Below are 17814 nucleotides of genomic sequence, written 5' to 3'. Positions count from 1 at the left end.
ACCCCCGTGTTGCTGTTTTTCAACGCCGACGACCAAAGTTCAAGGCCCCAACCACGGGGCTCGCTTAACATTGTCGACAGTTTCCCGTAGAATCGCCGCCACCCGGAGACACGATGCTTGTCAAGACTGTTTCACGCGTCAGAGTGCCCCAGGGCGCCGCCCCCGAGGCACCGTTCGGGACACCCTGACCACCACAACAGATGAGGGCCCCAACGTGCTTGAAGCCTATCGCCAACATGTCGAGGAGCGCGCCGCCGAAGGCGTGCCGCCGAAGCCGCTGAACGCCGAGCAGGTCGCCGCGCTGATCGAGCTGCTGAAGACGCCGCCGGCCGGCGAGGAGGAGTTCATCCTCGACCTGATCACCAACCGGGTCCCCCCCGGTGTCGACGAGGCCGCCTACGTCAAGGCCGGTTTCCTCACCGCCATCGCCAAGGGCGAGGCCGAGTCTCCGCTGATCGACAGGGTCCATGCGGTCAAGCTGCTGGGCACCATGCAGGGCGGCTACAACATCGTCTCCCTGGTCGAGCTCCTCGACGACGCCGAGCTGGCCCGGGAAGTGGGCGAGCAGCTCAAGCACACCCTGCTGATGTTCGACGCCTTCCACGACGTGGAGGAGCGTGCCAAGGCGGGCAACGCCGTGGCCAAGGAGGTCATCCAGTCCTGGGCCGACGCCGAGTGGTTCCTCTCCAGGCCCGCCCTGGAAGAGAAGATCACCCTCACCGTCTTCAAGGTGCCCGGCGAGACCAACACCGACGACCTCTCCCCCGCCCCGGACGCCTGGTCGCGCCCCGACATCCCGCTGCACGCCCGCGCCATGCTCAAGAACGAGCGTGACGGCATCGAGCCGCAACAGCCGGGCAGTGTCGGCCCGCTCAAGCAGATCGAGGAGGTGAAGGCCAAGGGCTTCCCGGTCGCCTACGTGGGCGACGTGGTGGGCACCGGCTCCTCGCGCAAGTCCGCCACCAACTCCGTGCTGTGGTTCTTCGGCGACGACATCCCCAACGTGCCGAACAAGCGCGCCGGCGGCTTCTGCTTCGGCGGCAAGATCGCCCCGATCTTCTTCAACACCATGGAAGATTCCGGTGCCCTGCCCGTGGAGATGGACGTCTCCGCACTCGAGATGGGCGACGTCATCGACGTCTACCCCTACGCGGGCAAGGTGTGCAGGCACGGCACCGACGAGGTGGTCACCACCTTCGAGCTCAAGACCCAGCTGATCCTCGACGAGGTGCGCGCCGGCGGCCGCATCCCGCTGATCATCGGCCGTGGCCTGACCACCAAGGCACGCGAGTCCCTGGGCCTGGCGCCGTCCGACGTCTTCCGCCTGCCCGAGCAGCCCGCCGACACCGGCAAGGGCTACACCCTGGCCCAGAAGATGGTCGGCAAGGCCTGCGGCCTGGAGGGCGTGCGCCCGGGCATGTACTGCGAGCCCAGGATGACCACCGTGGGTTCCCAGGACACCACCGGCCCGATGACCCGCGACGAGCTCAAGGACCTCGCCTGCCTCGGCTTCCAGGCCGACCTGGTGATGCAGTCCTTCTGCCACACCGCGGCCTACCCGAAGCCGGTGGACGTGGACACCCACCACACCCTGCCCGACTTCATCATGAACCGCGGCGGCGTGTCGCTGCGCCCCGGCGACGGCATCATCCACAGCTGGCTGAACCGCATGCTGCTGCCCGACACCGTGGGCACCGGCGGCGACTCCCACACCCGCTTCCCGCTGGGCATCTCCTTCCCGGCCGGCTCCGGCCTGGTGGCCTTCGCCGCCGCCACCGGCGTGATGCCGCTGGACATGCCGGAATCGGTGCTGGTGCGCTTCAAGGGCAAGCGTCAGCCCGGCGTCACCCTGCGTGACCTGGTCCACGCCATCCCCTACTACGCCATCAAGGACGGCCTGCTGACCGTCGAGAAGTCCGGCAAGAAGAACGCCTTCTCCGGCCGCGTGCTGGAGATCGAGGGCCTCGAGGACCTCACCGTCGAGCAGGCCTTCGAGCTCTCCGACGCCTCCGCCGAGCGCAGTGCCGCGGGCTGCACCATCACGCTGTCCGAGGAGAGCGTGAGCGAGTACCTCAAGTCCAACATCACCCTGCTCAAGTGGATGATCGCCAACGGCTACGGCGACCGCCGTACCATCGAGCGCCGCATCCAGGGCATGGAGGAGTGGCTGGCCGACCCGAGCCTGATGCGCGCCGACAAGGACGCCGAGTACGCCGAGGTCATCGAGATCGACCTCGAGGAGCTCAAGGAGCCGGTACTCTGCGCCCCGAACGACCCGGACGACGCCCGCCTGCTCTCCGACGTGGCCGGCGAGAAGATCGACGAGGTGTTCATCGGCTCGTGCATGACCAACATCGGCCACTTCCGCGCCGCGGGCAAGCTGCTCGAGAAGCAGCCGGCCGGCAGCCTGAAGACCCGCCTGTGGCTGGCGCCGCCCACCAAGATGGACCAGCACCAGCTCACCGAGGAGGGCTACTACGGCATCTACGGCCGCGCCGGCGCGCGCATGGAGATGCCGGGCTGCTCGCTGTGCATGGGCAACCAGGCCCGCGTCGCCGCCAAGAGCACCGTGGTCTCCACCTCGACCCGCAACTTCCCCAACCGCCTCGGCGACGGTGCCAACGTCTACCTCGCCTCCGCGGAACTGGCGGCCGTGGCCGCCGTGGAGGGTCGCCTGCCCACCGTCGACGAGTACCGCCGTTACATGGGCGAATTCGACGCCATGGCCGGGGAGATCTATCGTTACATGAACTTCCACGAGATCGAGGAGTATCAGAACGCCGCGTCCAACGTGATTCCGGTCGCGCAGGAAGCCTGATACCCTGCCTTTCGACTCCGATGCTCGCAACATCGAATGGCCGCCCCCGCGGCGGCCTGAGCCGATGACAGAAGCGCCCCACCCGGGGCGCTTTTTTTTGTTGGCCACCCGTCAGGCGCCCCGGCGGCAACCGCCAACGTCGCAGACAACCGCCAGCGTTGCAGACTACTACCAGCGCCCTGTGTGCGCAGATTCTCTGCGCGATCGGCGCCGCAGGCGCCCCGGCGGATGCCCCTACAGCCGCTTCGCCCAGCTATCCGCGGCTTCGCGCAGCAGGCCGTGCACTGCCCTGAACACCTCGGCATCGCGGCGATAGGGGTCGGGGATCTCGCGGCCCTGGCCGTCGTTCAGCCAGCGGCCGAGCAGCAGGGTCTTGCCCAGAACCGCCGGGGCCAGGTCGGCGGCGGCGCGGCGCTGCCCCTCGCTCATCACCAGCACCAGGTCGGCGGCCTCGAGCATCCCGGCATCGAGCTGTCGCGCCCGGTGGCCCGCCACCTCCAGCCCGTCGGCCTCGGCCAGCGCCCGGGCGGTGGGCTCCACGCCCTGCCCCACCAGCGCGCCGAGCCCGGCGGACTCCACGCGGCGGCCGGGCAGCCGCTCCCTGAGCATGGCTGCGGCGACCGGGCTGCGGCAGACGTTGCCGACACAGACCACCAGGATATGCTGGAACATGCGCTCTCCATCGTCGGAGGATTTCAGGACGTGCGGCTGGCCAGGGTCACGCGCATGGCGTGGCCCCGCTCGGCGGCCCAGGCCTCCAGCCGGGCCTTGAACGCCGCCTGGACTTCGGGCTCGCCATGGACCAGCCGGACCTCCCGCGGTGGGTGACGCATGCGCCGGATGAAGTTGAGCAGGTCCTGCTGGTCGGCATGGGCCGAGTAGCCGCCCAGGGTCTCCACCCGAGCATGGATGGGAATGCGCTCGCCGTCGAGCATCACCCAGCCGCCGCGGGGGCCGTACCGCTGGATGTCGCGGCCCGGGGTGCCGGCCGCCTGATAGCCGGTGAAGATCACCGCGTGGCGCGCGTCCGGCAGCATCCGCCTGAGATAGTTGACCACCCGCCCCCCGGCGGCCATGCCGCTGGCCGCGATCACCACCGCCGGCCGGCCCGTGCGGGCCAGGTAGTCGACGACGCGCTCGTGGGCCTCGTGGTCGTCCACGGTGGTGAGGTTGTCGAAGCTCAGGGGATGCCGCCCGCTGCGCAGCCGCCGGTGGGCCTCGGCGTCCCACCAGGGCTTGAGGTCCCGGTAGACCTCGGTGAAGCGCGCCGCCAGGGGGGAATCGACGATGATCTCCAGCTCGCGCCAGCGCGGCGACTTCGCCCGGTGGATCAGCCCCTCCAGCTCGTAGAGCAGCTCCTGGGTGCGGCCGATGCTGAAGGCGGGAATGATCACGGTGCCATCGTTGGCCAGCGCCCGGTCGATGGCGGCCTCGAGCCGATCCCGGCGGTGGCGGCGATCCTCGTGCCGGCGGTCGCCGTAGGTGCTCTCCAGCACCAGCACATCGGCACGCCAGGGCGGTTTCGGCGCCGGCAGGAGCGGCGCGCCGGGGGCGCCCAGGTCGCCCGAGAACACCGTGCGCTGCGCCCTGTCGTGCTCCCGATCGAGGCTGTCGACCTCCACATAGGCCGACCCCAGGATATGCCCCGCCCGCTTGAGCCGGATGCGCACGCGGTGGCGCTCGTCGTCGACCAGGGTGTGCCACTCCCGGTAGTCGATCGCCACCAGGCGGCGCTCCACCTCGTCGAGGAAGCGCTCGATCAGCGCACGGTCGCGGGTGAAGCCCACCCGCAGCGCGTCTTCGATCACCAGCGGCAGCAACCGCCGCGACGGCACCGAACAGAGGATCGGCCCGCGGTAGCCGGCGGCCAGCAGGTAGGGCAGCCGACCGACATGATCGATATGCACATGGGTCACCACCAGCGCCAGCACGTCCTGCACCGGGAAGTGCACCTCGTGCTGCGCCAGGTTGTCGAGATGATCGGCATCCTGCCCCTGGAAGATGCCGCAGTCGACCAGCAGCGCCCGGTCCGGCGCGATCTGCAGCCGATGGCAGCTGCCGGTCACCCCATCGGCACCGCCGTGGTGAAGGATGTAGGGCGTGTCGTCCATGAATCCAGCCTCCCTGCGTCCATGGGGTCAGACCCTTGAGTCTGCTTTGGGGTCAGACCCCAAAGCGGATTTAGGGGTCTGACCCCAAAGCGAGCTTAGCTGCCGCGGCAACGCCAGGCGGCGAGCAGGTTGATCAGCGCCAGGGCGAGCAGCACGGCCGCGATCCAGCCCAGGGTGGCGACCAGGGCGTGGTAGGCGCCGGGGACCTCCTGGGGCCGAAAGGCCATGCCGTACTCGGCCAGGCGGGTGAAGCCGTAGAGCAGCAGCGCCAGCAGCGACAGCGGCAACGCGAAGCGGCGGCGCGCCAGCCAGCGGGTCAGCCGCCAGGGCGCTCGGGGAGCGGCCGGTTTCCTGGTGGCCGCCTTCGGACGCGATGCCTTCGCGGGGGCACGGGCGGGCTTGCGGGCCGGCGCCTTGCGGGCCGGGCGCTTGCGGCCCCGCGCGCCGCCACCGGGCAGCCCGCGCGCCAGCCACTGGCCGGTGCGCAGCAGCAGCCAGCCGAAGGTGAAGAACACGGACAGCGCCAGACCGCCCATCACCAGAAAATACGCCATGCGGCGATCCTTCGTTCACTGCAAAACTGCCATTCTGCCATAAACGGCCACGGCGGGCGGCACGGCCCAGCCTGGGAGCCAGGCCACCCTCCCTCTCTGCGGGGCGATGCGGCACACAGCGGCGCTGGCCCTACGGCACCACGATGATCGGGACGGGGATGCGGCCGAGCAGTTGCGGGTCCTGCTCGGCGAGGCGGGCGAGCTCGGGGCGGTGGAGCAGCAGTGCGCCGCTGCGGGCCCGGGCCAGGTAGCGCTCCAGGGTGGTGGCGTCCATGGCCGGCAGCGCTTCCACGCCGTCGAACAGCGGTTCCAGCGCGGCGAGGCTCGCCGCCGGCAGCTCGGGGTCGGCCGGAGACATCAGGCGCAGGGGGCCGCGGTGGGTCGGCAGGCGCTCGTCCCAGATGATCACGGTGCAGGGGGCCTCGAGGATCAGCGCACGGCTGGTGGAGCCCAGCCGCACCCCCCACTGGCCGGAGAGCCCGGCCTTGCCCAGCACCAGCAGGTCACCGGGGCCGGCCAGCGCCAGCGCCTCGCTGGCCACGCGGCCGCGGCTGACCTGGAAGCGGTGGCGCACCTGGCGCCCGGCCACCGCCTCGGCCAGGGCCTGGGTGGCCCGCTTCACCTGGCGTGCCAGGCTCGCCTCCACCGCCTCCGGCGAGAGGGGCCGGGACAGGCCCGACTGGGCACCCACCTCGCGGGAGAAGGGAAAGCCCGCGCTGGCCAGCAGGTCGATATCCTCGACGAACAGCGCCACCAGCTCGGCCTGGCGGCTGGCGGCGAGGTCCACGGCGGCGGAGAGCGCCGCCAGGCTCTGGCGCGAGGCATCGAGCAGCGCCAGCACCCGTGCCGCTTCCGGCAGCGCCTCGCCTTGCTCGTGGGTGTCATCGTTCATTGCCACCCTCCTCGTCGTTGCGGTCGTCGCCCTGGTTGCCGTCGTCGTCGCCCTTGCCGCGGGCCGCCTTGACCGCCTCGCGGAAGGCCGCGAGCCGCGCCTGCACCCGGCCGTTGAGGCTCTCCTCCGGGAAGTCGCCGTGCGCGTCGGCCTCGCCGAGGGCGAGCCCGGTGAGCAGCGCCAGGGCCTCCTCCACATGGCGCACCGCATAGACCCGGAAGCTCCCCGCCTCGATGGCCTCGCGCACCTCGCGCTTGAGCATCAGGTGCTCGACATTGGTGGCCGGCAGCACCACCCCCTGGCCGGCGAGTTCGCCGCGGGCACGGCAGACATCGAAGAAGCCCTCGACCTTCTCGTTGACGCCGCCCACCGCCTGCACCTCGCCGTGCTGGTTGATCGAGCCGGTCAGGGCCAGCGACTGGTCGAGGGGGATCCGGCCCACCGCCGACACCAGGGCGCACACCTCGGCCACCGAGGCGCTGTCGCCCTCGATGCCGCCGTAGGACTGCTCGAAGGCGAGGCTGGCCGAGAGCGACAGCGGCTGGTCCTGGGCATAGCGGTTGGCCAGGTAGCGCGACAGGATCATCACCGCCTTGGAGTGGATGCGCCCGCCGAGGCGCGACTCGCGCTCGATGTCCACCACCTGGCCGCTGCCGGGGCGCGCGGTGGCGGTGATGCGGCTGGGCTGGCCGAAGGCGAAATCCCCCAGCTGCAGCACCGAGAGGCCGTTGACCTGCCCCACCACGCTGCCCTCGGTGGCGATCATGCGCACGCCGCGGGTGATCTGCTCGTGGCTGCGCTCGCGGATGCGCCCGGCGCGCCACAGCTGCTGCTCCACCGCCTTCTCCACCTGGGGCCGCGAGATCACCGACAGGTCCGCCTCGCCGGCCCAGTGGTCGGCCTCGAGCAGCAGGTCGTGGAGGTCGCGATGGCGGGCGGTCAGCTTGCCCTGGTCGTCGGCCAGGCGGCTGGCCCGCTCGATCACCGCCGCCACGCCGCTGCGGTCCAGCGGGCGCAGCGCCGCCTCCCGCGCCAGGGTGGCGATCATCCGCGCATAGAAGTCCTGGTGGGGCTCGTCACGGTCGAGCTCGTCCTCCAGGTCGGCCTGCACCTTGAACAGCTCGAGGAACTCCGGGTCATGCTCGCAGAGCAGGTAGTAGAGCAGCCGCTCGCCGAGCAGCACGATCTTGATGTCCAGCGGGATCGGCTCCGGCTCCAGGCTGACGGTGCTGATCAGGCCGTAGGCCTGCTCCAGCGACTCGGTGCGGATCTCGCCGGCTCGCAGCACGCGCTTGAGGGTCTCCCAGGCCCCCGGCTGGGTCAGCACGCCGCGCACGTCGAGCACCAGGTAACCGCCGTTGGCGCGGTGCAGGGCCCCGGCGCGGATCAGCGAGAAGTCGGTGAGCAGGGTGCCGTTGTGCACATGGTGCTCGATGCGCCCGACCAGGTGCTGGTGGGTGGGCAGGTCCTGGTAGATCACCGGGGCCCCCTCGGTGTCGGCGTTGTCCACCAGCAGGTTGACCTGGAAGCGGCTGAACACCGCCTCGGGGGGAATGTCCGGGTCGTCGGCATGGAAGGAGTCGACGTGCAGCAGGATCGCCTCGCGGATCGCCTTGAGGTGCGCCAGCACGCCCTCCTCGTCGGCGTAGCGCTCCTCCAGCTCGCCCAGCGGCGAGCCGATCACCGACTCCAGCATCTCCTCGTTGAGGGCGTGGACCTGGTCGCGCAGCTCCTTGGCCAGCCGCGGCATCTGGCGGATCGCCTGGGTCAGCTTGCGCTGCAGGATCTCCACCGTGCCCTCGATGCGCTCGCGCTCGTCCTTGGGCAGCGCCTCGTACTCCTTGGGCGACATCATCTTGTCGCCGTCGGCGGCCGGGGCGAAGGTGAAGCCGTTGGGGGTCGAGAGCAGGATGATGTCCTGCTCGCGCGCCTCGCGGCGCACCGCCTCCACGGCGTCGTGCTGGCGCTCGCCCATGGCCTGCTTCAGCTCGTGCAGGCGGTTCTGGTACTCCTCGCTCTCGAACACCGCGGGAATCGCCCGGCGCAGCTCCTCCACCAGTTGGTCGATGTCGGCGCGCAGCTGACGCCCCAGGCCCGGCGGCAGCGCCAGCTGGCGGGGCACCGCCGGGTCGTCGAAGTTGTAGAGGTAGCACCAGTCCGGCGGCGGCGCCTCGTCCCGCGAGCGCTCGGTGAGAAAGCGCCCCACCAGGGCGTGCTTGCCGTGGCCCGGCTGGCCGAGCACGAAGAGGTTGAAGCCGTCGCTGCGGATCGCCGTGCCGAAGCTCAGCGCATCCCGCGCGCGGTCATGGCCGCTGAGCAGGTCCAGCGACTCCAGTTCACTGGTCACATCGAAGGCGAAGGCCTCCTCCGGGCAGGTGCGATACACCTGCGCCACCCCCAGGGGTTCCACCATGGCATCTCTCCTTGTCGTCTCCGCCAGTATGGAGGATCGGCGCCGGGGATGCCTGACATGGATCAACGCTGACGGCCCAGGCTGCCGACGCCAGCGCCTCCCGGCGTTCGAGCCCGCCACGCCTCACTCGAGGATATCGCGCAGCACCTCGTGGATGACGTCGTTGGCGGCATCCACCAGCACCGCATCGGGGCCGACGCGGTGCCAGCGGTAGCCGTCGTGGCGCGGCAGGTCGCGCAGCACGCGGTCGTCGAAGTTCCTGGCGATCCCCGGGGGCAGCGGCTTGCCGCGCTCCAGGTTCATGCGGATGCCGGGGGGCAGGCCGTCGCGGTCGTCGTGGCGGATGAACTCGCGGTGCCGCTCGAAGATGCGCCTCACCTCGCCCTCGACGATGCGCGGGCCGTCGCGGCGCTCGACACGCCCCTCGCCGTGGCGTTCACGCTCCCGGTCCCGCCAGTAGTCGCGATTGCGCGGGCGCTCCGTGTCGCGGCGTTCCTGCTGCGGAGACGCGCCGCGCCCCGGCGCCTCCCCGCGCTGGCCGGGGGGCTGCTCCCGGGCGCCCGCCCCCTGCCCGCGGCCGGGGTTGTCGGCGGGCTGGGCCAGCACCGGGCCGGCGGCCAGGGCGAGGCCGAGCAGCGAGGCAAGCAGCAGCGGGCGCGTGGTTCCGTTGCGCATGGGGAACTCCTTATCGGCAGGGATGTGCCCTGAGTGTAGGTGACATGACGGGCAGGCAGGGTGCAGGAAACGAGAAGCTTGCCGATCCGCCCGATGCCGGCGCCGGGCTAGCGCGCGCCGGGCCGGCCCCGGGCGCTCATTGCCGGGACAGCCGGACGATCTTCGCCGCCTGCCAGGCGTCCCGCCCCTGGGCCTTGACCCGATAGAGCGCCCGGTCCGCGGCGGCATAGGCGTGGGTAAAGGCCTCGCTGCCGGCGGTGAACTGGGCCCCGCCCACGCTGAGCGTCACGAAGGCGCCGCCGGGATGGTCCGGGTGGGGCAGCGCCGCGCGATGGACCTCCGCCACCACCGACGCGCACGCCCGCTCCACGGCCTCCGTGCCCTCGCAGGGCAGCAGCGCGGCAAACTCGTCGCCCCCCATGCGGTAGAGTCGCGCATGGCCGTCCAGCGCCCGGTCGATCAGCCCGGCCAGCTGACGCAGCAGGTGGTCGCCATCGGGATGGCCCAGGGCATCGTTGTACTGCTTGAAATAATCGATATCGATCAGGATCAGCCCCAGGGAGCGACCGGGCTCGGCCAGCACGTCGTCATGCAGCGCGCTGCGATTGCCGATGCCGGTGAGCGGGTCGCGCAGGGCCTGGGCCATCCAGTGCAGGCTCTCGCGGGTGGCCCGGTCCGCCAGGCGGTGCTTGCGCTCGTGCATCCCCCAGAACAGCAGCCCCAGCAGGTAGATCACCAGGCTTCCCACCAGCACCCGGGCCTGATGGTGCCGGGTCTCCTCGACGAACTGGTTGGTGACCTCGCTGCGGCGATCGAGCTGGTCCATCTCGATCTCGGTCAGGCAGCGGATGGGCTGCAGCAGGTGCTGGCTGAGCACGGCGGGCGGTGGCATGACGCCGTGGCCCAGCATGTCATGGAGGGCGTCCAGGCGCTGCAGGCTCGGCACCGTGCAGGCGTACTCGTTACGGTAGAGGCCGATATCGAACAGGCTGTAGCCCAGCTCGACCTGGAAGCTGGCACGCTGCACGGCGGACTCGCTGTCGCCCTCCTCCAGCAGGATGCCCAGGCTCTCCTCCAGATAGCGTCGCGAGCGGGTCGCCAGCTGCTGGCCGGTCAGGTTGCCCGACTGGCTGAAGTAGGCATGGATATCGGGGTGTACCCAGCGCGTCTCGTAGGTGATCAACAGCAGCAGCGCCGTGAAGCTCATCAGGCCGAGCCACAGCCAGCCGATATAGCGGCGCCGCACGGGGGGTGAACTCACCGCCGGGCCTCGATCCCGCGAATCATCCACACCCAGTCGTTGAAGTTGCGCAGGTTGGCGCGATCGCGGTCGCCGTAATCACGCTCCACCAGCCGCAGCGGGCCGCGTTCGCGCAGGCCGATGGGGTCACCGTCGTGGTGGGTCACCAGGATCCAGTTGGGGTCGTCCCAGCCGCCCAGCGTCACCGCGTAGTCGTCCCAGGCGGTGAAGGCCAGCCGCTCGGGCACCGCGCCGAACTGCTCCACCAGCAGGTCGCGGAACACCAGCCCGGTGATCGCCACCTCCTCGGCCATGTAGGGATCGAAGAAGGTGAAGTGCACGTCGGCGCGTTCGCGCAGTGCCTCGACCTCGACTCGGGTCTCCTGCTCGCCGTGCCGGAACACCACGACATCGGGGCTTGCCACGGCGGCGGTGACCGGCCACAGGAAGGGACACACGAGGGAGACGAGCAGCCGGCGCACGGCATTGGCGGGCAGCATGGCGGAATTCCTCTGCGTAGATTCGATCATGGTTATTCAGGTCGAACCCGATACTAGCATGATGCGTGCATCGCGAAACGGGCGCTGGTTGCCGCTGCCCTCACCCACGCAAACAGGCCGCCGATCATCGATCGGCGGCCTGGGGTCCTGCGTCATCGTGGCCCGCGGGGCGGGCCCGACTCACTTGGCCTTGGGAGCGGTTTCCTTGACAGCCTTGGTGGCGGTCTCGGTGGCCTGCTTGAGGCCTTGCTGGGCCTGCTTGACGCTGCCCTCGGTCAGCTTCTGGCTTCCCTGGACGAAGTCCTGCTGCAGGGCCGCCACCTTGTCGGCATCGCCCTTCAGGCGCTCGGCCAGGTCCTTGGCGACCTGCTGCTGGCCTTCCAGGTAGCTCTTGAGGCCTTCGGCGTCCTTGACCTCCACCAGGCGGCGCAGCTGCGCCAGGTTGGCGTCGGCATAGCCCTTGGTGGCGTCGAGCTGGGCCGCAACCAGCTTCTCGGTGAAGTCGATGGACAGGGCGGCGAAGGCACGCGCCGGGCCGAAGAACACGGACTCGAGCTGAGCGGTGTCGAACGATTTGGCGTCGAAAGTAAAGGCGTTGGTCATGATGGGAACCTCCGGGGTTCTGAATGCCATGGAACGGGAGATTCCCGCTCTGCTGCACTGCACAATAGCAGGGTTTATTGTGCAGTGCAACATCGATGGGAATAAAGCGCCGAGGCCCGCCCCATGGGGTCAGACCCCAGCCACCTCACGAGGCCCGTCATGGCGCGCCTTGCGAGCGGAGTCGCCGCCGCCGGGGTCTGACCCCATGGCGCTGCCGACGCTGACGCCCGACGGCGGGAGATGTGGGTTTGCCCGATTGGCCCGACTCACCGCACTTGCAAGGTGTATCGCGCAACGATACACTTCGATCCGTCCGGGGCGGTCCGCGGAGACAAGGACGGTGATCCTCACGATCAAGCATAAAGGCCTTCAAGCCCTGTACTGGAAAGGGTCGTCAAAAGGCCTTCGCAGCGACCACGTGAACAAGCTCAGGCGCATCCTGGCCGCGCTCGATCAAGCCAAGCAACCCGCCGACATGGATCTTCCCGGTTTCCGTCTCCACGCACTGAAAGGGCAATACAAGGATCACTGGTCGGTCAGCGTGAACGGCAACTGGCGCGTGATATGGCGGTTCACCGGAGAGGATGTCGAGTTGGTTGATTATCTGGACTACCACTGATCCAGGGGCCGAGGCCATCTGCCTGATGCCCGTAAGGAGGACATGATCATGAGCATCACTGGAATGCACAATCCCCCGCACCCGGGCGAGATGCTGCGCGAGGATGTCATCGAGGCGTTGGGTATCTCGGTTGCCGAGACCGCCCGACGCCTCGGCATGTCTCGGGTCGCCCTTTCGCGGGTCGTCCACGGGCATGCGGCCATCTCGCCGGACCTGGCCGTGCGCCTCGAACGCGCCGGCGCAGGCACCGCGCGGCATTGGCTCGCGATGCAGACCGCCTATGACCTCTGGCAAGCCGAGCACAGCGAACAGCCCGAGGTCCAGCGACTGGCCTCTTGAAGTGAAGCCATGAACGGGAACGGGATCGGCGGAAAATCGGGGGCTGTCCTGCATTGCCGCGAGAATCGATGGCGACCGGAGACGCCGAGGCCCGCCCCATGGCGCTGCCGATGCTGGCGGCCGCCACCGAGGCGGGGATTTGCCTGCCTGTGGGAGCCGCGCCTTGCGGGGCGATGGCGGCGCGAAGCGGCGCTGGCGGTGGTCAGCGACGTTGGCGGTCACCGCCGGGGCGCCTGACGGCGCCAATCGCGCAGAGAATCTGCGCTCCCCACAGGGCAGCAGCCGCTACATGGGGGGCACCAACCACTCCCTGTGGGAGCCACGCTCCGCGGGGCGATGCCGACGCTGGCGCCCGACTCCCGAGCGTGATGCCCGGCGCACAACGCCAGCGGCCGGCATCGCTGCCGGCCGCTGGGTCATGCCAGGCGGGAGGGGGCTGTCCCTCATCAGCCGGTCCCTCATTCGCCGCCGATTACCCCGCCAGGTCGCGCAGCGCCTCGGGGTGTTTTTCCGCCACACGCAGCAAGGTACGTGCAGTACCGGTAGGCTCACGTCGTCCCTGCTCCCAACCACGTAGTGTGCCGGGGCTAACGTCCAATAGCTCGGCGAACTCCTTTTGCGAGAGTCCCAACCGATGGCGAATCTGAGCCGCCATTGGGACCTCGACCCGAGTGACCCCAGCTGCCTCGCCACGCTTCATCTGGCGCACGGACTCCAGCAGATCACGCCCGAACTGATCCATTTCTTTATCCATGGTCCAGCTCCTCTCTCAGTTGCCTCAACAGCGATGCGGGAAGATTGTCAAACTTCGACTTCGAATACACGATCAGCAACCATACCTGACCATCATCGAGGGTGTTGTAGTAGATCACTCGCACACCTCCTCGCTTACCGCTGCCTTGGCGCCACCAGCGGACCTTTCGGACACCGCCCGTACCCGGAATGACATCTCCCACCAGGGGGTCTGCGGCAAGCCAGGTAATGAAGGACTCTCGCTCATCGTCTTGCCAAATCTGCTCCGCATAACGCCGAAACATGGCAGTTTCGATAATCGTGTACATGGAGCCATTATGCGTCAGTGACGTACTCCCCGCAAGTAGAACACCACAACGCCAGCGAACGGCGGCAACGTTGGCGGTTGCCGCCGGGGCGCCGGGCGGCACGTTGTAGCGCAGCTCGCCGCTGCACCCGCTGGCCCCGGCCATTGGCAGCTGAGGCGCCGAGGAAGGCGCCGAGGCCCGCCCCATGGGGTCAGACCCCAGCCGAGTCGTGAAGCCCGCCATGGCGCGCCTGGCGGGCCGATTCGCCGCCGCCGGGGTCTGACCCCATGGCGCTGCCGACGCTGGCGCCCGACACCCGAGCGCCATGCCTGGCGCGCAACGCCAGCGGCCGGCATCGCTGCCGGCCGCTGGGTCATGCTACCGTCTCCGTCTCGACCCGGGAGAGTGCGTCACCTATAGTAGTCAAAGGTATTACCCCCATGATGCGGAGGCCAATATGGCAACCCCAACTTCCATCAAGCTGGATGACGAGCTGAAAGGTCGAGTGCAGCAGCTTGCCAAGGCCCGTCGGCGCACAACCCACTGGATCATGCGTGAGGCGATTGCCGAGTATGTCGCGCGGGAGGAGAAGCGCGAGTCGTTCAAGCAGGACGCCCTCCGCGCCTGGGAGGAGTATCAGCGAACCGGCCTGCACCTGACCCAGGAGGATGCCGACGCTTGGCTGGCAAGGCTTGAAGCCGGCGAAGATGTGGAGATTCCCGCTTGCCACAAGTGAGGCTCGAGTGGACACCACAGGCCCTGGCCGATGTACAACGGCTCTATCGTTTCCTCTCACACAAGAACCCCGATGCCGCCCGCCGAGCCGTGAAGGCAATCCGCACCGGCATCGGGATTCTGGCACACCAACCCCAACTGGGGCGGCTCGTTGAAGACCTTGAACCGGAATATCGCGAATGGCCGATCGACTTCGGCAGTGACGGCTATATCGCATTGTACCGCCTCGATGGGCAGAAGGCCGTTATCCTCGCCGTCCGTCATCAGAAAGAAGCCGGGTACTGACATCAGAAATGGGGGCCTGTCCCTCATTAGCCTTAGCTAAAATGGGCTGCCCCTCCCTGCCCGCGGGCCCCGGCCATTGGCAGCCCTGGCGCCGAGGCAACCGCCGAGGCCCGCCCCATGGGGTCAGACCCCAGCCAGGTCGTGAAGCCCGCCATGGCGCGCCTGGCGGGCGGATTCGCCGCCGCCGGGGTCTGACCCCATGGCGCTGCCGACGCTGGCGCCCGACTCCCGAGCGCCATGCCCGGCGCAGAAACGCCAGCGGCCGGCATTAAGCCGGCCGCTGGTTTATGCTAGGCGGGAAATGGGGGGCTGTCCCTCATTAGCCCCGATTACCAGTTCCCTGGGCAAGCTGTAATTGAATCAAAATCAGCAGCAACAAGTGCACAGCCCCATGTGATATTAGAAGAGCCTGTTGTTGAGGGAAAGGTTGGAGTAAGTGTTACAGACTTGCTATCATATGAACTTGTAATGACTCCATTAGCTGCACAGCCAATGTTGCCAGTAGTATCCACATCCTCACAAATTTCAGTTGCCGTAGCTGCATCCGCACCAGAATTCCAATTGATAGCAACTTGAGTTCTAGCTGAAGCAGCGCTAGCAATTGCATTTGAAGCAACTGCGCGCTCGGTATAACTCTGATAGGCTGGGAGCGCAATTGCCGCCAGAATGCCTATGATCGCCACCACGATCAGCAGCTCGATCAGGGTAAAACCGCCCTGGCCGGTCTTGATGTTTCTCATGTTCTGCATGCCTTGCCTCTTCATGGCCCTGCCCCTTGCTTGCTGTCCGCCGTGGCCCGTCTGGCGTTTGCCTTCTTCTCGCGACCCGTGCGGGATTTGCGTTGGGTGGCCGTGCGCCACCGTCACTTGCGGGCCTGCCACCCTGCCCGGCGGCTTACCCTAGTGCTTACATTAAATTACAGATGGCGACACTGCAAGGACAATATGGCCCGTCTCATCGGTTTCGTGCAGCCGCGTCATGTGCTGGATCAAGAAAAAGGTTGAATCGGCGTGGCCTGGCGCTGGGCGGGGCCGCTTGCATAAGGCTAGAATCGGGGGTGATGTCCCCATTGCTGCACCCGCGAGGCGCCATGAACGACTACCGTCCCCCCTCCCCCGAGCAGCCGCCGCCGGCGGCGGAGCCCGCCGAGTCGCCGCTGGCCGGGGTCGGTCACCGCACCGCCGGGGCCGACGGCCTGCGCGGGCTGTCGCGCCGCCTGGTGAAGGACCGGCTGCTCTCCGAGGCGGCGGCGGTACGCGCCGAGCAGGAGGCCCGCGAGGCCGAGATGTCGCTGCTCGAGCACGTGATCGAGTCGGGCCTGGTGCCGGCCCGCCAGGCCACCCTCACCGCGGCCTGGGAGTACGGCCTGCCGATCATCGACCTGGACGCCCTGCGCCCCGACGGCCTGCCGCCGGCGGGTGAGTTCCCCGAGAAGATCCTGCGCCGGCTCAACGTGCTGCCGCTGGTGCGCCACGGCCACCGCCTCACGGTGGCGGTGCCCTTCCCCTCGACCCTGGCGCTGCTCGACGAGCTGCAGTTCGCCACCGGCCTCACCCCCGAGGGGGTGCTGGCGCCGGTGGACCAGCTCGCCCCGGCGCTGGAGAACTACCTGGCGCAGAGCGAGCACAGCATGCTCGACGAGCTCAAGGGGGTCGACGACGCCATCGGCGAGCTGGACTACGACGAGGGCGACACCGGCGAGGTGGACGCCCAGGCGGTGACCGCCGAGGCCGGCGAAGACGCGCCGATCATCAAGTTCGTCAACAAGATCCTGCTCGATGCCATCCGCCGCGGCGCCTCGGACATCCACTTCGAGCCCTACGAGACCAGCTACCGGGTGCGCTTTCGTATCGACGGCATCCTCCACGACGTGGCCCACCCGCCCTTCGCCATGCGCACGCGCATCGCCGCGCGGCTCAAGGTCATGTCGCGGCTCGACATCTCCGAGCGGCGCCTGCCCCAGGACGGCGCCATCAAGCTCAAGCTCTCCCGGAGCCGCTCCATCGACTTTCGCGTCAACTCGCTGCCCACGGTGTACGGCGAGAAGGTGGTGCTGCGGATCCTCGACCCGGCCTCGGCCCAGCTGGGCATCGAGCAGCTCGGCTTCACCCCCGAGCAGCGCGCCATGTACGAGACGGTGCTCGACCAGCCCCAGGGCATGATCCTGGTCACCGGCCCCACCGGCAGCGGCAAGACGGTGACCCTCTACACCGGCATCAACATCCTCAACGAGGTGGAGCGCAACATCTGCACCGCCGAGGACCCGGTGGAGATCAAGGTGCCGGGGGTCAACCAGGTCAACGTGCTGCCCAGGATCGGCCTGGACTTCGCCAGCGCCCTGCGCGCCTTCCTGCGCCAGGACCCGGACGTGGTGATGGTGGGCGAGATCCGCGACCTGGAGACCGCCGAGATCGCGGTGAAGGCCTCCCAGACCGGCCACCTGGTGCTCTCCACGGTGCACACCAACTCGGCGGCGGAGACCCTCACCCGCCTGGCCAACATGGGCCTGGCGCCGTTCAACATCGCCAGCTCGGTGAGCCTGATCATCGCCCAGCGCCTGGCGCGCAAGCTGTGCAAGCACTGCAAGCAGCCGGCCGACATCCCCCGGGAGGTGCTGCTGCAGCAGGGCTTCACCACCGAGGAGGTCGACCGCGCCACCATCTACACGCCGGTGGGGTGCAAGCACTGCACCCAGGGCTTCAAGGGCCGGGTGGGCATCTACGAGGTGGTGCCGATCAGCCATGCCATGAGCCAGCTGATCATGAAGCACGGCGACTCCATGGCGTTCGACGAGCTGGCAAGGGAGGAGGGCCACCCGGACCTGCGCCGCAGCGGCCTGCTCAAGGTGATGCAGGGCGTGACCAGCCTGGCCGAGGTGAACCGGGTGACCAAGGACTGAGGAGAACCGAACACTTCGCAAACTCGCCACACCAGAACGATACAATTCGGCGGCGCCGACCACGGCGCCCCGACATATAACTGATGATACG

18 protein-coding genes are annotated in these 17814 nt (G+C 68.6%); 6 read left to right on the top strand and 12 right to left on the bottom strand.

The features are described 5' to 3' along the window. Positions 1-214 precede the first annotated feature (214 nt). Entirely contained in the window at positions 215-2818 is a 2604-nt protein-coding gene (acnB, locus tag ACOMD9_RS06845) for a bifunctional aconitate hydratase 2/2-methylisocitrate dehydratase (protein ID WP_421413041.1), read from the top strand. A gap of 234 nt (positions 2819-3052) precedes the next feature. Here acnB and ACOMD9_RS06840 read toward each other — a convergent pair whose 3' ends face one another. From ACOMD9_RS06840 to ACOMD9_RS06800, 9 genes are all read right to left on the bottom strand, one after another. Continuing rightward, positions 3053-3490 (bottom strand): low molecular weight protein-tyrosine-phosphatase, encoded by a 438-nt coding sequence (locus tag ACOMD9_RS06840; RefSeq protein ID WP_421413039.1) that lies wholly within the window; start codon positions 3488-3490, stop codon positions 3053-3055. A gap of 23 nt (positions 3491-3513) precedes the next feature. Further along, positions 3514-4929 (bottom strand): MBL fold metallo-hydrolase RNA specificity domain-containing protein, encoded by a 1416-nt coding sequence (locus ACOMD9_RS06835; RefSeq protein ID WP_421413038.1) that lies wholly within the window; start codon positions 4927-4929, stop codon positions 3514-3516. A 95-nt stretch (positions 4930-5024) separates the two neighbouring features. Then, positions 5025-5483 carry a hypothetical protein gene (locus tag ACOMD9_RS06830; RefSeq protein WP_421413037.1) on the bottom strand — a complete coding sequence of 153 codons (459 nt, stop codon included), beginning with the start codon at positions 5481-5483 and terminating at the stop codon, positions 5025-5027. 130 nt (positions 5484-5613) lie between these two features. Further along, complete coding sequence (locus ACOMD9_RS06825) at positions 5614-6375, bottom strand: universal stress protein (protein WP_421413036.1); 762 nt, start codon at positions 6373-6375, stop codon at positions 5614-5616. Further along, positions 6365-8788 (bottom strand): Lon protease family protein, encoded by a 2424-nt coding sequence (locus ACOMD9_RS06820; RefSeq protein ID WP_421413034.1) that lies wholly within the window; start codon positions 8786-8788, stop codon positions 6365-6367. Before ACOMD9_RS06820 ends, ACOMD9_RS06825 begins: the two co-directional genes overlap by 11 nt. Positions 8789-8911: 123 nt before the next feature. After that, positions 8912-9463: an anti-virulence regulator CigR family protein gene (locus ACOMD9_RS06815; RefSeq protein WP_421413032.1), complete on the bottom strand. Its 552-nt coding sequence runs from the start codon at positions 9461-9463 to the stop codon at positions 8912-8914. A gap of 136 nt (positions 9464-9599) precedes the next feature. Further along, positions 9600-10724 (bottom strand): GGDEF domain-containing protein, encoded by a 1125-nt coding sequence (locus ACOMD9_RS06810; protein ID WP_421413031.1) that lies wholly within the window; start codon positions 10722-10724, stop codon positions 9600-9602. Continuing rightward, positions 10721-11203 (bottom strand): hypothetical protein, encoded by a 483-nt coding sequence (locus tag ACOMD9_RS06805; RefSeq protein ID WP_421413030.1) that lies wholly within the window; start codon positions 11201-11203, stop codon positions 10721-10723. Before ACOMD9_RS06805 ends, ACOMD9_RS06810 begins: the two co-directional genes overlap by 4 nt. Before the next feature lie 180 nt (positions 11204-11383). Next, complete coding sequence (locus ACOMD9_RS06800) at positions 11384-11836, bottom strand: phasin family protein (protein WP_421413028.1); 453 nt, start codon at positions 11834-11836, stop codon at positions 11384-11386. A 310-nt stretch (positions 11837-12146) separates the two neighbouring features. Here ACOMD9_RS06800 and ACOMD9_RS06795 point away from each other — a divergent pair, with 310 nt between their 5' ends. Beyond that, a complete protein-coding gene (locus ACOMD9_RS06795) occupies positions 12147-12425 on the top strand; it encodes a type II toxin-antitoxin system RelE/ParE family toxin (protein ID WP_421413027.1) in 279 nt (92 codons plus the stop codon). A 48-nt stretch (positions 12426-12473) separates the two neighbouring features. After that, the gene (locus tag ACOMD9_RS06790) at positions 12474-12764 is read left to right on the top strand and encodes a HigA family addiction module antitoxin (RefSeq protein WP_421413025.1); all 291 of its coding nucleotides are present in this window, start codon (positions 12474-12476) and stop codon (positions 12762-12764) included. A gap of 472 nt (positions 12765-13236) precedes the next feature. Here the strand turns inward: ACOMD9_RS06790 and ACOMD9_RS06785 are convergent, their stop codons facing one another. Together ACOMD9_RS06785 and ACOMD9_RS06780 are read right to left on the bottom strand one after the other, a co-directional pair. Next, a complete protein-coding gene (locus tag ACOMD9_RS06785) occupies positions 13237-13518 on the bottom strand; it encodes a helix-turn-helix domain-containing protein (protein WP_421413024.1) in 282 nt (93 codons plus the stop codon). After that, the gene (locus ACOMD9_RS06780) at positions 13511-13825 is read right to left on the bottom strand and encodes a transcriptional regulator (RefSeq protein ID WP_421413023.1); all 315 of its coding nucleotides are present in this window, start codon (positions 13823-13825) and stop codon (positions 13511-13513) included. The genes ACOMD9_RS06785 and ACOMD9_RS06780 overlap by 8 nt, the downstream gene beginning before the upstream one ends. Positions 13826-14261: 436 nt before the next feature. Between ACOMD9_RS06780 and ACOMD9_RS06775 the strand changes: the two genes are divergently transcribed. Both ACOMD9_RS06775 and ACOMD9_RS06770 read left to right on the top strand, forming a co-directional pair. Further along, positions 14262-14540 carry a CopG family ribbon-helix-helix protein gene (locus tag ACOMD9_RS06775; RefSeq protein ID WP_421413021.1) on the top strand — a complete coding sequence of 93 codons (279 nt, stop codon included), beginning with the start codon at positions 14262-14264 and terminating at the stop codon, positions 14538-14540. Further along, entirely contained in the window at positions 14537-14824 is a 288-nt protein-coding gene (locus ACOMD9_RS06770; protein ID WP_421413346.1) for a type II toxin-antitoxin system RelE/ParE family toxin, read from the top strand. Before ACOMD9_RS06775 ends, ACOMD9_RS06770 begins: the two co-directional genes overlap by 4 nt. Positions 14825-15153: 329 nt before the next feature. Here ACOMD9_RS06770 and ACOMD9_RS06765 read toward each other — a convergent pair whose 3' ends face one another. Then, positions 15154-15573 carry a pilin gene (locus ACOMD9_RS06765; RefSeq protein WP_421413019.1) on the bottom strand — a complete coding sequence of 140 codons (420 nt, stop codon included), beginning with the start codon at positions 15571-15573 and terminating at the stop codon, positions 15154-15156. Positions 15574-15914: 341 nt separating this feature from the next. Between ACOMD9_RS06765 and pilB the strand changes: the two genes are divergently transcribed. Beyond that, positions 15915-17723, top strand: a complete 1809-nt coding sequence (gene pilB / locus ACOMD9_RS06760; RefSeq protein ID WP_421413017.1) for a type IV-A pilus assembly ATPase PilB — start codon at positions 15915-15917, stop codon at positions 17721-17723. Positions 17724-17814 lie beyond the last annotated feature (91 nt).

This window comes from Halomonas terrestris, assembly GCF_049166755.1.
Classification (GTDB): domain Bacteria; phylum Pseudomonadota; class Gammaproteobacteria; order Pseudomonadales; family Halomonadaceae; genus Halomonas.
Note: the sequence above shows the minus strand (reverse complement) of the source record. Positions and strands in the feature narration are given on the sequence as shown.

Bases quoted from the DNA above. Each gene is read 5' to 3' on its own strand.
- ACOMD9_RS06775 (WP_421413021.1), top strand. From the start codon at position 14,262: ATGGCAACCCCAACTTCCATCAAGCTGGATGACGAGCTGAAAGGTCGA.
- ACOMD9_RS06780 (WP_421413023.1), bottom strand. From the start codon at position 13,825: ATGTACACGATTATCGAAACTGCCATGTTTCGGCGTTATGCGGAGCAG.
- pilB (WP_421413017.1), top strand. From the start codon at position 15,915: ATGAACGACTACCGTCCCCCCTCCCCCGAGCAGCCGCCGCCGGCGGCG.
- ACOMD9_RS06805 (WP_421413030.1), bottom strand. From the start codon at position 11,203: ATGCTGCCCGCCAATGCCGTGCGCCGGCTGCTCGTCTCCCTCGTGTGT.
- ACOMD9_RS06765 (WP_421413019.1), bottom strand. From the start codon at position 15,573: ATGCAGAACATGAGAAACATCAAGACCGGCCAGGGCGGTTTTACCCTG.
- ACOMD9_RS06825 (WP_421413036.1), bottom strand. From the start codon at position 6,375: ATGAACGATGACACCCACGAGCAAGGCGAGGCGCTGCCGGAAGCGGCA.
- ACOMD9_RS06835 (WP_421413038.1), bottom strand. From the start codon at position 4,929: ATGGACGACACGCCCTACATCCTTCACCACGGCGGTGCCGATGGGGTG.
- ACOMD9_RS06800 (WP_421413028.1), bottom strand. From the start codon at position 11,836: ATGGCATTCAGAACCCCGGAGGTTCCCATCATGACCAACGCCTTTACT.
- ACOMD9_RS06830 (WP_421413037.1), bottom strand. From the start codon at position 5,483: ATGGCGTATTTTCTGGTGATGGGCGGTCTGGCGCTGTCCGTGTTCTTC.
- ACOMD9_RS06815 (WP_421413032.1), bottom strand. From the start codon at position 9,463: ATGCGCAACGGAACCACGCGCCCGCTGCTGCTTGCCTCGCTGCTCGGC.
- ACOMD9_RS06790 (WP_421413025.1), top strand. From the start codon at position 12,474: ATGAGCATCACTGGAATGCACAATCCCCCGCACCCGGGCGAGATGCTG.
- ACOMD9_RS06785 (WP_421413024.1), bottom strand. From the start codon at position 13,518: ATGGATAAAGAAATGGATCAGTTCGGGCGTGATCTGCTGGAGTCCGTG.
- ACOMD9_RS06840 (WP_421413039.1), bottom strand. From the start codon at position 3,490: ATGTTCCAGCATATCCTGGTGGTCTGTGTCGGCAACGTCTGCCGCAGC.
- ACOMD9_RS06820 (WP_421413034.1), bottom strand. From the start codon at position 8,788: ATGGTGGAACCCCTGGGGGTGGCGCAGGTGTATCGCACCTGCCCGGAG.